Origin of the sequence: Tritonibacter multivorans (assembly GCF_001458415.1) — a bacterium.
Taxonomy (GTDB): Bacteria; Pseudomonadota; Alphaproteobacteria; order Rhodobacterales; family Rhodobacteraceae; genus Epibacterium; species Epibacterium multivorans.
Window position 1 is genome coordinate 68,045 of sequence record NZ_CYSD01000037.1, and the last position, 12,164, is coordinate 80,208.

Consider the following 12,164-nt stretch of genomic DNA (forward strand, 5'->3'; position numbering starts at 1 on the left):
AACAGAACAAAAACAGGGGAATGCCATGACCGATACGGTCGTTGAACTGGAACATGTCTGGAAGGTGTTCGGCAATCGCGCACCCGAGGCAATGGAGGCGATCCGCAAGGAGGGGATCGGCAAGGCCGAGGTGCTGAGCCGCTATCAGGCCGTTGTCGGCGTGAAAGACGCGAGCTTTTCGGTTGGCCGGGGCGAAATCTTCTGCCTGATGGGGCTGTCGGGATCGGGGAAATCGACCCTTGTGCGTCACATCAACCGGCTGATCGAACCTTCTGCCGGCAAGATCCGCATTATGGGCGAAGACGTGGGCGCGATGAAACCCGAAGCCCTGCGGGCGCTGCGGGCCGACAAGATCGGCATGGTGTTTCAGAACATGGCGCTGCTGCCGCACCGGTCGGTGCGGGACAATATTGGCTTTTCCCTCGAGCTGAAGGGCATGGACGGCTACAACCGGGCCAAGCTGGCCGATAAGGCGCTGGAGACGGTGTCCCTGCATGGCTATGGCGACCGCCTGCCAGCAGAGCTGTCGGGCGGCATGCAGCAGCGTGTGGGGCTGGCCCGTGCGCTGGCGGCGGACCCGGAAATCCTGCTGATGGATGAACCCTTCTCGGCGCTGGATCCGCTGATCCGGCGCAATCTTCAGGACGAATTCCTGGGCCTGTCGACCCATCTGAAAAAGACCACGATCTTCATCACCCATGATTTGGACGAGGCGATCCGCATGGGCGACCGCATTGGCATTATGAAAGACGGCGAGATTGTCCAGATCGGCACCGCCGAGGACATCGTAACCGCCCCTGCCGATGACTATGTCGCTGATTTTGTAGCCGGAATTTCCCGCCTGAAGTTGGTTTCGGCTGCCAAGATCATGATCGACCCAGAGGAATACCAAGCCAAACACGGCCCCATCGACCTGAGCCGTGAACACCCCACCGCCGCCCCGACCGAGGATCTGGACACCATTGTCGGCCTGTCCACGGGCAGCGAGCTGCCGGTGCTGGTGAAAGACGCCGACGCCCTGATCGGCGTCATCAACAAAGACCGCCTGTTGCAAGGCCTGCAAGGGAGCGCGGACGTATGAGCGCAGTACAACCCTCCTCTGGCGCGGAACGCCGCGACGTGACCGAACGCGATGTCTCGGTCGAAACCTTTGTCGGGACCGGCGAAACCTATTACGCGCCGGTGTTTGAGAAGTTTCAGAAAGGCGAGCTGCCGCAGTGGCATCAGAACCTGCTGGCGCTGATCGCGCCGTGGTTCTGGGGCGCGTATCGCGGGCAGTGGCTGTTGTTCTGGCTGTCTGTGGCGCTGGACCTGCTGGCGCTGGTCTGCCTGATGCAGGTCTTTAAATACACGCCGCTTCTGGAGATCGCACAGCAGGATGCCGCCTCCAATCAGACGCTGATCGCGCGTTATTCGAACTGGATTACGCAATTCGGCTGGGCCGCGTTGTTGCTGTTCATTGGCGGGCGCCTCTGGCTTGGGAGCCGGGCAAACCGCTGGTATTTCAACCAATATTCCAAGTGGCGGATCAATTCGTCCGTCGCCCATGCGGTCAGCTGGCCACGTGTTGTGACAGGCGCTGTCATCATGGCCATTGTCATGCCACTGACCACCTATCGCGCGACACAGGTGCGCACGGATGAGCGCGCCTGTTTCAACCAGATGCGCTCGGGCGAGGTCACGCGCACGCTGATGGCGTCCTACGGGGCCCTGAACGCAGGTGCGCTGCTGGGCGACATGCAGGCCAAGAACAGCGATCTTCTGGCCCGGATGGAGGCCTTGGCTACCAAGGAAAGCCTGACCAGTGACGAGAAATCCGAACGCGCCGCGCTGCGCAAGGAAAGCCGGTCGCTGGGCCGTGACATCAAACAGGTCGAAGCCAATGTGGCGCTGACCGGTCAGGCCAAGTTTGACTGTTTCTTTGTCGATGATTTCCCGACCCTTGTGCGTCTGGATCCGCCCGAAGACGTGACCTACCGCCGGGTGCCGGATGAGGCCGCGATTGCCGCAGGTAACGAGGGCGCGACCATGCTGGTGCGTCAGGTCAAAGACGCCGTTGAGGGGCGCCGGGTGAATGTCTTCACCTATTCGGCTGAAAGCATCGACATGTCGATCAACTATCTGCGGGCGCAGTTTGCCGGGGCCTTTGATGCGATGACCGCCGCGCTGCGCCAGTCGCTGATCAAGGTCGAGGTGGCCTTTATGCAGACGCCCTGGGCGGTTGTGGCCTTCCTGTTCATTGTGCTGAGCTGGAAATTTGCCGGTCGTGGGACGACGATTTTTGTCGCCTCTTCGCTTGGGTTCCTGGCGCTGTTCGAACTATGGCAAGTGGCGATGCAGACCATGGCTTTGGTTGTTGTGTCCACGGGTGTCTGTATCTTTATTGGCCTGCCGATTGGCATCTGGATGGCAAAAAACAAAGTCGCCCGTTGGATCACCGAACCGATCCTCGACATTATGCAAACGATCCCGTCGCTCAGCTATCTGGTGCCTGCGGTGGCGTTCTTTGGCATCTCGCAGCCGCCTGCGGTGCTGGCAACCGTGATCTTTGCGATGCCGCCGATGATCAAGCTGACGGCGCTGGGTATTCTGCAGGTGCCCGAAAGCACCAAAGAAGCCGCGCTGGCCTTTGGCGCCTCGGACCGGCAGCTTTTGACCAAGGTCGAACTGCCCATGGCGGTGCCGTCGATCATGGCGGGTCTGAACCAGACCATCATGCTGGCGCTGTCGATGGCGACCATCTCGGCCTTTATTGGGGCTGAAGGTCTGGGTGCGATTGTCACCGCGTCGCTGGGCGATGCGCAGGCTGGCAAGGGCCTTCTGGCAGGTATCGCAATCGCGCTGGTCGCGATGATGATCGACCGCATTCTGAAGGGGATCCGCAATTCCTTCAGCCTGATCTAACCCAATATTTCCAAACGCATAACAACCACCACAACAGGGAGACTAGACTATGAAACATCTACTCACAGCGGCATCTGTTGCCGCACTGACACTGACGGGGGCGGCGGCCTCCGCGCAGGAGAAGATCACACTTTCTGACCTCAGCTGGAACGGCGCGCGGGCGATTGGCAATGTGATCGTGGCGATCATCGAAGGCCCCATGGGCGGCGATGCAGAGATCGTTTCGGGCATGAACCAGGCAGCGGTCATTATGGCCGGCATGGACAAAGGCGATGGCTCGATTGATGTCTATACCGACCTGTGGATGCCGAACCAGCAGGCGCTTTGGGATGAATATATCGACGGCAATGGCACCGTTCTGACCAACCAGCCCTATAAGGGCACCTCGAACATCTATGTGCCAAGCTACATGACCGACAAGGTCAGCTCGATCGAGGATCTGAACAACCCGGAAATCGCCGCGATGTTTGACACCGACGGCAATGGCAAGGGCGAATACTGGGCCGGTGATGTGACCTGGGCATCGACCAAGCGCTGGCAGATCAAGTTCAAATCCTATGGTCTGGACGAGCTGTGGGAGCCGAACATTGTCTCGGCTGACACGTTCAAAGCGGGCCTGGAAGCCGCCTATACCGCGTCCAAGCCGCAGCTGTTCTATTACTGGACGCCCGAAGCGCTGCACGTGAAATACGACCTCACCGCCCTGTCCGAGCCCGAGCGGTTCGATGGCTGTGAAGACGTGGATCTGGATGCGGAAAACTGGCTGGAAGTGTCGAACTTTGAATGCGTGATTGCACCCAATGACGTGTTTATCGGCTATTCCAAGTCGCTCGAATCCCGCAACCCTGCGGTGGCCAAGATGCTGGGCAATATCCAGTTCACCGGTGACGAGATCAACGGCTGGATCGTGGAGATGTTTGAAAACAAACGTGACCCGCAGGAAGTGGCCGAAGAGTGGATCGAGGACAACCGCGAGATCGTGGACGGCTGGATCAACGGCTAAGCCCAAACAAAAAGAGGTGCCGCGTTTTGCGCGCGGCACCTTTCAGTCTTTCGGGCCAGTCACAGACACCCGTCGGATTATTTTAGAACGCTCTTCTACGTCGTCGAGAACCGCGCGCGATAATAATCCACAATCACGGCCACAATGATCACAAGGCCGGTGATCATCTGCCGCATAAAGTCATTCAGCCCCATCAGGATCAGACCATTGGCCAGAACGCCAATGATGAAGGCCCCCATCAAGGTCCCCAGAACAGAGCCACGCCCGCCCGCCAGCGAGGTGCCGCCAATGATCACGGCGGCAATGGCGTCCAGTTCAAAGGCAATGCCCGCAATCGGCGAGGAGATGTTCAGCCGCGCCATATAGGCCAGCGCCGCAAGACCTGCGCAGGCACCACAGATGGCAAAAGCACCGACCTTGTAAAACATCACATTATGGCCCGCCAGACGCACGGCTTCTTCATTGTTGCCAATGCCATAGACCATGCGCCCAAAGACGGTGAAGTTCAGCACCACCCAGGCCACGGCCACCAGCGCCAGTGCCAGCAGGAACAGGATCGGCACGCCAAAGATCATAATGCTGCCGAACTCTTCAAACGAGAAGGGGAAGGAATAGATGGTCCGCGCATCGGCCACATGCAGCGCCGCACCACGGGCAATATTCAGCATCCCCAGCGTGATAATAAAGGACGGCAAGCCCCACCACGCAGAGATCAGCCCGTTCATCAACCCGCAGATCACGCCGGTGCCCAGACCGGCCAGAACCGCCATGGTGATCAACGTCCCGTCACTGAACCCCGAAAGCGTGATCACCTTGCCCGCCACAACGCCGGCAAAGGCCAGAACCGACCCCACCGACAGGTCGATCCCGCCGATCAGAATGACAAAGGTCATCCCCACCGCAAGGATCAGGTTGATGGTGATCTGGGTCAGGATGTTGGTGATATTGCCTGCGGTCAGAAAATGTTCGGACGCGATCGAAAAGAAGATCACCAGGATCAGCAGCGCCAGACCAATGCCCGCATGTTGCAGCACATAGCGCAGGGTCAGACGGTTGGATTTCAGATCGGGCGCATCAGGCGCGAGGTTTGTCGCGGTTTGCATCTTGGGGGTTCCCTTCACTGGGCTTGTCCGTAGGCGAACTTGAGAATGGCTTCTTCGGCGAAGCTGTCTCGTTCAAGCGTTCCGGCGATTTGGTGGTTTGACATAACGGCGATCTGATCCGAGAGCGCCATCAGCTCGGGCAGCTCGGAGGATACGATGATCATGGCCACCCCTTCGGCAGCCAGTTCGCGCAGGATTTTGTAGATCTCGAATTTGGCGCCCACATCGACGCCGCGGGTGGGTTCGTCCAGCAGCAGGACGCGCGGGCTGTTGGCCAGCCACTTAGAGAGCACAACCTTCTGCTGGTTGCCGCCCGAGAGCGACGCGGCTGCGTCCCCGGTCTTGCCGTATTTCAGGCCGAACTTCCGCCCATAGGTGGCGGCCTGATCGGCCTCTGTCCGGGCGGCCATCCAACCTTTGGGAAACAGCGATTTCAGGTTCACCATGCTGGTATTGGCGGCAATCGACATCTCGAGGATCAACCCTTCGAGCTTGCGGTCTTCGGTGACAAAGCCAATGCCTGCGTCAATGGCGTCCCGCGGGCCATGGAAAGACACCGCCGCGCCGTCCATCTGCACCGTGCCGCCTGCGGGCGTATCGGCGGCAAAGATCGCGCGCAGGAATTCGGTGCGGCCCGCGCCCACCAGACCGGCAATGCCAAGGATTTCGCCTGCGCGCACCTCCACGGAGACGCCGTGGCCAGTGGTATTTGCGCTGGAGATGAGGTTTTGGGTCGACAGCACAACCGCACCCAAGTCATGGGCGCGGGTTTCGCGTGCGGTGTGGTCCACATGGCGGCCAACCATATGCGCGACCACGGCCTCGGGCGAGGTCTTGGCGATGTCTTCGGTGGTCACCGTGCGGCCATTTCGGAAGACCGTGACCCGGTCGCAATGGGCAAAGACCTCGTCCAGATGGTGCGACACAAACAGCACCGACACGCCGCGCGCTTTGGCTTGTGCCACGATCTGGAACAGATTGTCCTTTTCGCGTTCGGTCAGGGTGGCGGTGGGTTCATCCAAAATCAGCAGATTGCTGTCGGTCTGCAAGGCACGGGCGATTTCAACCAGCTGTTTATGGGCAATGCCAAGACTGGAGATGGGGCGTTGGGTGGAGATGCCACCAAGGCCCACCAGATCCAGCGCCTGCACCGCACGGGCGCGCATCTCTGCCTTATCAAGGAACCCCCAACGGGTTTTCGGCAGGGCTTCGATCGAGATATTTTCGGCAATCGACAGATGTTCCAGCAGGTTAAACTCCTGATGGACCACCTGAATGCCGGCTTCTTTGGACCATTGCGGCTGGCCGGGCACAAAGCCTGCGCCTTGAAAGGTGATCTCGCCGTCGGTGGGAAAATGCAGACCGGTCAACACCTTGATCAGGGTCGACTTTCCGGCGCCGTTTTCACCGACAAGGGCGTGGACCTCGCCGGGGCGGATCTGCAGGTCAACACCATCCAGCGCTTTGACACCGCCGAAATGTTTCTTCAGACCGCGCACCGTCAGAAGCGGTGCGGTCATAGGGGTATGGGCGTTCATGGTGGCCTCGGGACTTGGACAGGCGTGAACGACCTGCCGCGCCAAAGGGCAGCGCGGCAGGCGGCGCGTGGTTTACTGGGTCACGAGGTCAATGGGGGTGCGCACCCAACCTTCGAGCTCGGGACCGCCGCGCACCACATCAATGGCCAGATCAATCGCGTTGGCCGCCATCTCGGAGCCGAACTGATCGATGGTGGCCAGCAGTTTGCCTTCGCCCACCAGCGCCTTGGCGGCTGGCACATTGTCAAAGCCCACAACCAGAATGTCGTCGCGCCCTGCCGCCTCGAGCGCCTGAACCACACCGATGGCCATGGAGTCATTTGCCGCCATCACACCCTGGATATCAGGGTTCGCGGTCAGCATATTGGCAAAAACGGTGTTGGCCTCTTCGGTTTCCCAATAGGCGGTGCGGCTGTCGAGCAGGTTGAGCCCATGTTCGGCGACAGAGTCTTCAAACCCAAGACGGCGTTGGGTGGCGTTATCGGCGCCCGGATTGCCTTCGATGATAACCACTTTGCCACCTTCGCCCAGAGCGGCGGCCAGCGCGTCACCGGCCATCTTTGCGCCCTGACGGTTGTCGGGGCCGACAAAGGCCAGCTCGACCCCTTGTTGTTTCTTTGCGTCTGCATCCAAGGCGACGTCAAAGTTCACAACGGTGATGCCTGCCTCCATCGCCCGTTTCAGCGGGCGCACCATGGCGCGGCTGTCAGCCGGAGCAATCACAATGGCATCGACGCCCTGGGTGATAAAGGTGTTGACCGCATTGATCTGCGATTCAAAATCGGTCTCGTTCTGCATGCCAACGGCCAGCAGTTCATAGTCGCCACGCTTTTCCGCATGGGCCTCTGCACCGACCATCATGTTCTGGAAAAACTCATTGGCCAGCGACTTCATGACCAGACCGACCTTCGGGTGGTCTGCGTCCGCATAGGCCGCGGTTGCAAGCAGCGACACAGAGGTCGCGGCGGCGGCAATAAATTTGGTGAATTTCATAATTTCCTCCCTACCCGCTTCACAGGCTTGGCTCCTCCGGCCAGCGAATGAAACGTTTCATGGTTGCAGGGCGACTTTGACCCAGGGGCAACGATGAAGTCAATATGAAACGTTTCATATTTTTGAATGCATTCATGATCGACTTCGGATAAGCAGGGGTAACATGCTGAAACAACCAATGAATTAAGGGGATCGCGCGGGGAATTCGGGCAGGGAGAGGGCCTGACGCGCCTTTCGCGAGCACATCAGCTAAGATGAAAACTGGGGAGGAACACCATGCTTAAAGGAATCGATCATCGTTTAAACGCCGAAGTTCTGGCCGCCCTGCGCGCGGCCGGCCACGGCGACCTGATTGTGCTGTGCGACCGGAACTTTCCAGCCGCGACCGTGGCTGCCACAACGCAGATTGGCCGCCCGTTGTTGATGGAGAACCTGACCAGCGCCGAGGCCGCAGCGGCGATTCTATCGGTCATGCCACTGGATACGTTTGTGGATGATTACGCCATGTCGATGGAGGTGGTCGGGGACGCAGGTCAGCGCCCGCCTGTGCAGCAAGAAGTCGACGCCTGCATTGCCAAATACGATGGCCGCGACCGGCCCACCCTGCAGATAGAGCGTTTTGCCTTTTACGAGCTGGCCAAATCAGCCTTTGCGATCATTCAAACCGGCGAGACGCGTTTTTTCGGCTGTTTTGTATTGCGCAAAGGGGTGGTGCCCCCAGAGGAGGTTGTGCAGGTCACGCCCTAACCTGCGTGGACTGGCGTTCGCAGAGACGGCCCATTGCCAAATGATCCGCGGCTTCGGTTTCTTCGGCGAAAATGGCGTCCATCGCGGCCGAGGCGATCGCATCCACCGGTTGGCGGATGGTGGTCAGTCGCGGCACCACGAGGGAAGCAAGATCAATGTCATCAAAGCCAATGACCGACAGTTCGCCCGGCACATCGATGCGCATATCACGGGCAGCGCGGACCACACCAATGGCGATCTGATCGTTTGCGGCCAGAATGCCCGTGGGCACGTCACCGCCCGACGGCCCCGACAACACTGCGCGGGCAATGGTCTCGCCACTTTGGAAATCAAAGGTGCCTTCGCGAATGTCGAGATTTAGGTCAATACCAGCCTCCCGCAGGGCACGGGCCTGAGCTTCGACCCCTTCGCGGCGCTGACGGCCGGTGATCGTCGTTTGCGGACCAGCGATATAGACCACCTGGCGATGCCCCAGATCGACCAGATGCTTCAGTCCAAGAGCCGCGCTTGCGCGCTGATCCACGCCAAAGGTCCGCAACCCCGGTGCCGGCCGGTCGAGCCCGTAGACCACCGTGCTGTCCGGCAGGTCAAACAAGCGCTGATCTGACGCGGGCACCAGCAAAATCGCCTTGGGCTGATGTTCCAGCAGTGCGTTGAACTGGCGGGCCTCAAATCGGGAATCATTGCGCGAACTGGAGACGATCAGCGCATGACCCCGCGCGCTTGCCAGCCCTTCCAGCTTGTCCGCAAGCTGCGAAAAGAAAGGATTGGTGATGTCGGGCACCAGAAGGCCAATGACATTGATGTGTTTCGCACGCAGGGCGCGGGCCGCAAAATTGGGTTTGTAACCAAGCTCTGCAATCGCCTTGTTCACCCGCTCTGCCAGCGGGGCTTTGACCGTGCTGTTTTTGGAAAGAACCCGAGACACCGTCCCGACCGACACCTCGGCATGGGCCGCAACGTCTTTGATTGTCACGGTTTTTGCCACGTCTCTCTCCTTCTTTTTTGGGGGCGCAATTGAAAACCTGAAACCGGCCTGTGCGCGATATGGGGCCCGTGCTAGTATGCTCTAGCGGGCGTGGCTTTCAATGTGAAACGTTTCATGTTTAGCGCCGCGGTCTTGTCCCCTGTGACGGCAAAGGGCTGCTACGGGCAAAGCAACCTTTGCAACTTGCCCTCAAATAGAGTAACAGCGCGCATCCGCATTGGAATCGATTGGTTCTGGCGGACACTCCATGGGCCTGTGCTGGACGACATCCCGGCCTGCGCCATCACCCTTAACCTTTTAAAGGAGACCCCGATGTCGATCACTGCTGAAGAAAAAGCACGCCTGATGAAAGAATTCGCAACCAAAGAAGGCGACACCGGTTCCCCGGAAGTCCAGGTTGCAATCCTGACCTCGCGCATCAACACCCTGACCGAGCACTTCAAAACCCACAAGAAGGACAACCACGGCCGTCGTGGTCTTCTGAAAATGGTTGCTCAGCGTCGTAAGCTGCTGGACTACACCAAAGGCAAAGATGTGGCCCGTTACCAGGACCTGATCGCACGCCTCGGCATCCGCCGCTAAGCGCGCCCGTCATTGTGACGATTGCGACACCCGCTCTTTTGAGCGGGTGTTTTGCTTTGCCCCCCGGCCATTACATCTGGAACGTGGGGCCCTTACACGGCAACGCACAGGCGACATTGGCCAAGCTGCATCAACAGCAGACCGCTGCCTGACGCGTCGGGAGAACCCTCCCAGCCTTGTAAATCCGGAAATGATGTGCTTGTTAGTTTATAACATCACCTATACCCCGGAGACATCAATGAGCGATTCTCGCCTTCCCGTCACCGTGCTGTCCGGTTTTCTGGGCGCCGGCAAAACCACCCTGTTGAACCGAATTTTGAACAATCGCGAGGGCCTGCGGGTCGCGGTGATTGTCAATGATATGTCCGAGGTCAACATTGACGCGGATCTGGTTCGCGAAGGCGGCGCTCAGCTGAGCCAGACGGACGAGACCCTGGTCGAGATGTCCAATGGCTGCATCTGCTGCACCCTGCGTGACGATCTGCTGCAAGAGGTCCGCAAACTGGCCGCTGAGGGGCGTTTTGACTACCTGCTGATCGAAAGCACCGGTATCTCCGAACCCCTGCCTGTCGCTGCCACCTTTGATTTCCGCGACGAACTGGGCGAAAGCCTGTCGGATGTGTCCCGTCTGGACACCATGGTGACCGTGGTCGATGCGGTGAACCTGACAGCGGACTTTGACAGCCATGACTTTATCTCGGATCGCGGCGAAAGCCTGGGCGAAGAAGACGACCGGTCGCTGGTGAACCTGCTGACCGATCAGATGGAATTTGCCGATGTGATCGTCCTGAACAAGGTCACCGACGCAGGTCCTGAGAACGTCGACAAGGCGCGCAAGATCATCCGGTCGCTGAACGCGGACGCCAAGATCATTGAAACCGACCGGTCGAACGTTGACCCGCAGGAAATCCTGAACACCGGCCTCTTCAACTTTGAAGAAGCCCATGAACACCCGATGTGGGCCAAAGAGCTGTATGGCTTTAAGGATCACGTGCCAGAGACCGAAGAATACGGCATTTCCTCGCATGTGTATCGTGCGCGCGCACCGTTTGATCCGGTCAAAATCCATGACCTGCTGGACGGTGACCTGCCCGGCGTGATCCGGGCCAAAGGCCATTTCTGGATCATCACCCGACCGGAATGGGTGGCGGAGTTCTCGCTTGCCGGGAAACTGTCGTCGGTCGCACCGCTGGGCACCTGGTGGGCAACCGTTCCGATCGAACGCTGGCCCGATCACCCGCAGGCGCGCGAGTATATGAAACAGCATTGGGAAGAGCCCTTTGGCGACCGCCGTCAGGAGATCGTCTTTATCGGTGCAGGCATCGACTGGCCCGCGCTGGAGGCAAAACTGGATGCCTGCCTGCTGAAGGATGCGACCATGGAAGACGTGGAGACCTGCGCAGGTCTGCCCGATCCTTTCCCGGCGTGGCGACGGGCTGACGAGGCAGCGTAATCTATGGCCCGGTATCACAAAAACCGAGCCAGCAACCTGCCAGCAAAGAAACGAAACGTCGACCCAATGGCGGCTTATGATGCCCTCCCACCAGAGCTGCGTGCCTGGCTGCAAGGGGCAAAGCTGCCGTGGTCGGCGCATTCCTGCAAGAAAATCTGGACCAGCGCCCGCGCAAAGGGCGCCAGTCCGCAAGAAGCGCTAGAGCGGTTGAACCGCATCGAGGATGCGACCCTTGCCCGCGACAGCCGCCGCACAGACGCGGCCGCATAGCAGTATCAGGCCCGACCGCGACCGGGCTGTTCTGGTGTCGACTGCATGCAGTCGGCACCTTTTTCTTTGCAAGCGCCTCTGTCTCAGGCGCTGGCGCGCTCACTGTACTGCGCCGTAATCAGATACCGTTTCAGGATGTCGATCACTGCCTGTTTGTGATCTTCGGTTTGGACATCATTGACCGAAGACAGGCGCGACTTGAGCTGATCCAATGTGATCAGCGACTTGCCGGCAGCGACCCGTCCCAGCGCAGGCAGTGCTTCGGGTTGTTCATAGCCCATAAACCAATCGGTGAAGAACAGCGTGTCGACCTCGCCCTCCATCCGCACCCAAACATCGCGGTGACGCGGGTCGCGGCGAATACGGTCGTAGCAGGCTTTGACCGGGGCTTTTTCGCCCTCCAGCACCTGCAGGATCATTCTGTTGTGATAGAGCAAAAGACCCGTGATCCCTTCGTCGGCATTGCGACGCCGCGCCGTGTTCAGGATCATATTGATGTCGTCAGCTGACAGATCTGCCGCAGAGCGGCTTGTGTAGACCAAACGGTACATGTGCACTCCTTCATAATTGGGACCATCTGAGG

12 protein-coding genes are annotated in these 12,164 nt (G+C 59.3%); 7 read left to right on the forward strand and 5 right to left on the reverse strand.

Going from position 1 to position 12,164, the window contains the following annotated elements:
* Window positions 1-25 precede the first annotated feature (25 nt).
* The 3 genes from TRM7557_RS11390 to TRM7557_RS11400 are packed head-to-tail and all read left to right on the forward strand — an operon-like array spanning window position 26 to window position 3,907.
* Complete coding sequence (locus tag TRM7557_RS11390; protein WP_058290338.1) at window positions 26-1,081, forward strand: quaternary amine ABC transporter ATP-binding protein; 1,056 nt, start codon at window positions 26-28, stop codon at window positions 1,079-1,081.
* Complete coding sequence (locus tag TRM7557_RS11395) at window positions 1,078-2,904, forward strand: ABC transporter permease (protein ID WP_058290339.1); 1,827 nt, start codon at window positions 1,078-1,080, stop codon at window positions 2,902-2,904. Before TRM7557_RS11390 ends, TRM7557_RS11395 begins: the two co-directional genes overlap by 4 nt.
* A gap of 49 nt (window positions 2,905-2,953) precedes the next feature.
* A complete protein-coding gene (locus TRM7557_RS11400) occupies window positions 2,954-3,907 on the forward strand; it encodes an ABC transporter substrate-binding protein (RefSeq protein WP_058290340.1) in 954 nt (317 codons plus the stop codon).
* 95 nt (window positions 3,908-4,002) lie between these two features.
* Here TRM7557_RS11400 and TRM7557_RS11405 read toward each other — a convergent pair whose 3' ends face one another.
* The 3 genes from TRM7557_RS11405 to TRM7557_RS11415 form a co-directional block, all read right to left on the reverse strand.
* Window positions 4,003-5,010 carry an ABC transporter permease gene (locus tag TRM7557_RS11405; protein WP_058290341.1) on the reverse strand — a complete coding sequence of 336 codons (1,008 nt, stop codon included), beginning with the start codon at window positions 5,008-5,010 and terminating at the stop codon, window positions 4,003-4,005.
* 14 nt (window positions 5,011-5,024) lie between these two features.
* The gene (locus TRM7557_RS11410) at window positions 5,025-6,530 is read right to left on the reverse strand and encodes a sugar ABC transporter ATP-binding protein (protein ID WP_235811465.1); all 1,506 of its coding nucleotides are present in this window, start codon (window positions 6,528-6,530) and stop codon (window positions 5,025-5,027) included.
* A 90-nt stretch (window positions 6,531-6,620) separates the two neighbouring features.
* On the reverse strand, window positions 6,621-7,541 hold the full coding sequence (locus tag TRM7557_RS11415) for a sugar ABC transporter substrate-binding protein (RefSeq protein ID WP_058290343.1): 921 nt from the start codon (window positions 7,539-7,541) through the stop codon (window positions 6,621-6,623).
* 276 nt (window positions 7,542-7,817) lie between these two features.
* Here TRM7557_RS11415 and TRM7557_RS11420 point away from each other — a divergent pair, with 276 nt between their 5' ends.
* Window positions 7,818-8,288, forward strand: a complete 471-nt coding sequence (locus TRM7557_RS11420) for an RbsD/FucU family protein (protein ID WP_058290344.1) — start codon at window positions 7,818-7,820, stop codon at window positions 8,286-8,288.
* Here TRM7557_RS11420 and TRM7557_RS11425 read toward each other — a convergent pair.
* Complete coding sequence (locus TRM7557_RS11425) at window positions 8,278-9,276, reverse strand: LacI family DNA-binding transcriptional regulator (RefSeq protein ID WP_058290345.1); 999 nt, start codon at window positions 9,274-9,276, stop codon at window positions 8,278-8,280. The genes TRM7557_RS11420 and TRM7557_RS11425 overlap by 11 nt on opposite strands.
* A gap of 312 nt (window positions 9,277-9,588) precedes the next feature.
* Here TRM7557_RS11425 and rpsO point away from each other — a divergent pair, with 312 nt between their 5' ends.
* The 3 genes from rpsO (at window position 9,589) to TRM7557_RS11440 (ending at window position 11,581) form a co-directional block, all read left to right on the forward strand.
* On the forward strand, window positions 9,589-9,858 hold the full coding sequence (gene rpsO / locus TRM7557_RS11430; protein WP_058290346.1) for a 30S ribosomal protein S15: 270 nt from the start codon (window positions 9,589-9,591) through the stop codon (window positions 9,856-9,858).
* Window positions 9,859-10,096: 238 nt separating this feature from the next.
* Entirely contained in the window at window positions 10,097-11,311 is a 1,215-nt protein-coding gene (locus TRM7557_RS11435; protein WP_058290347.1) for a GTP-binding protein, read from the forward strand.
* Window positions 11,312-11,314: 3 nt separating this feature from the next.
* Complete coding sequence (locus TRM7557_RS11440) at window positions 11,315-11,581, forward strand: DUF6525 family protein (protein WP_235811466.1); 267 nt, start codon at window positions 11,315-11,317, stop codon at window positions 11,579-11,581.
* 83 nt (window positions 11,582-11,664) lie between these two features.
* Here TRM7557_RS11440 and TRM7557_RS11445 read toward each other — a convergent pair whose 3' ends face one another.
* The gene (locus TRM7557_RS11445; RefSeq protein ID WP_058290349.1) at window positions 11,665-12,132 is read right to left on the reverse strand and encodes a BLUF domain-containing protein; all 468 of its coding nucleotides are present in this window, start codon (window positions 12,130-12,132) and stop codon (window positions 11,665-11,667) included.
* Window positions 12,133-12,164: the final 32 nt, after the last annotated feature.

What these genes read in the sequence shown, in the direction of transcription:
- TRM7557_RS11390 (WP_058290338.1), top strand. Translation starts at nt 26, where the DNA reads ATGACCGATACGGTCGTTGAACTGGAACATGTCTGGAAGGTGTTCGGC.
- TRM7557_RS11395 (WP_058290339.1), top strand. Translation starts at nt 1,078, where the DNA reads ATGAGCGCAGTACAACCCTCCTCTGGCGCGGAACGCCGCGACGTGACC.
- TRM7557_RS11400 (WP_058290340.1), top strand. Translation starts at nt 2,954, where the DNA reads ATGAAACATCTACTCACAGCGGCATCTGTTGCCGCACTGACACTGACG.
- TRM7557_RS11405 (WP_058290341.1), bottom strand. Translation starts at nt 5,010, where the DNA reads ATGCAAACCGCGACAAACCTCGCGCCTGATGCGCCCGATCTGAAATCC.
- TRM7557_RS11410 (WP_235811465.1), bottom strand. Translation starts at nt 6,530, where the DNA reads ATGACCGCACCGCTTCTGACGGTGCGCGGTCTGAAGAAACATTTCGGC.
- TRM7557_RS11415 (WP_058290343.1), bottom strand. Translation starts at nt 7,541, where the DNA reads ATGAAATTCACCAAATTTATTGCCGCCGCCGCGACCTCTGTGTCGCTG.
- TRM7557_RS11420 (WP_058290344.1), top strand. Translation starts at nt 7,818, where the DNA reads ATGCTTAAAGGAATCGATCATCGTTTAAACGCCGAAGTTCTGGCCGCC.
- rpsO (WP_058290346.1), top strand. Translation starts at nt 9,589, where the DNA reads ATGTCGATCACTGCTGAAGAAAAAGCACGCCTGATGAAAGAATTCGCA.
- TRM7557_RS11435 (WP_058290347.1), top strand. Translation starts at nt 10,097, where the DNA reads ATGAGCGATTCTCGCCTTCCCGTCACCGTGCTGTCCGGTTTTCTGGGC.
- TRM7557_RS11440 (WP_235811466.1), top strand. Translation starts at nt 11,315, where the DNA reads ATGGCCCGGTATCACAAAAACCGAGCCAGCAACCTGCCAGCAAAGAAA.
- TRM7557_RS11445 (WP_058290349.1), bottom strand. Translation starts at nt 12,132, where the DNA reads ATGTACCGTTTGGTCTACACAAGCCGCTCTGCGGCAGATCTGTCAGCT.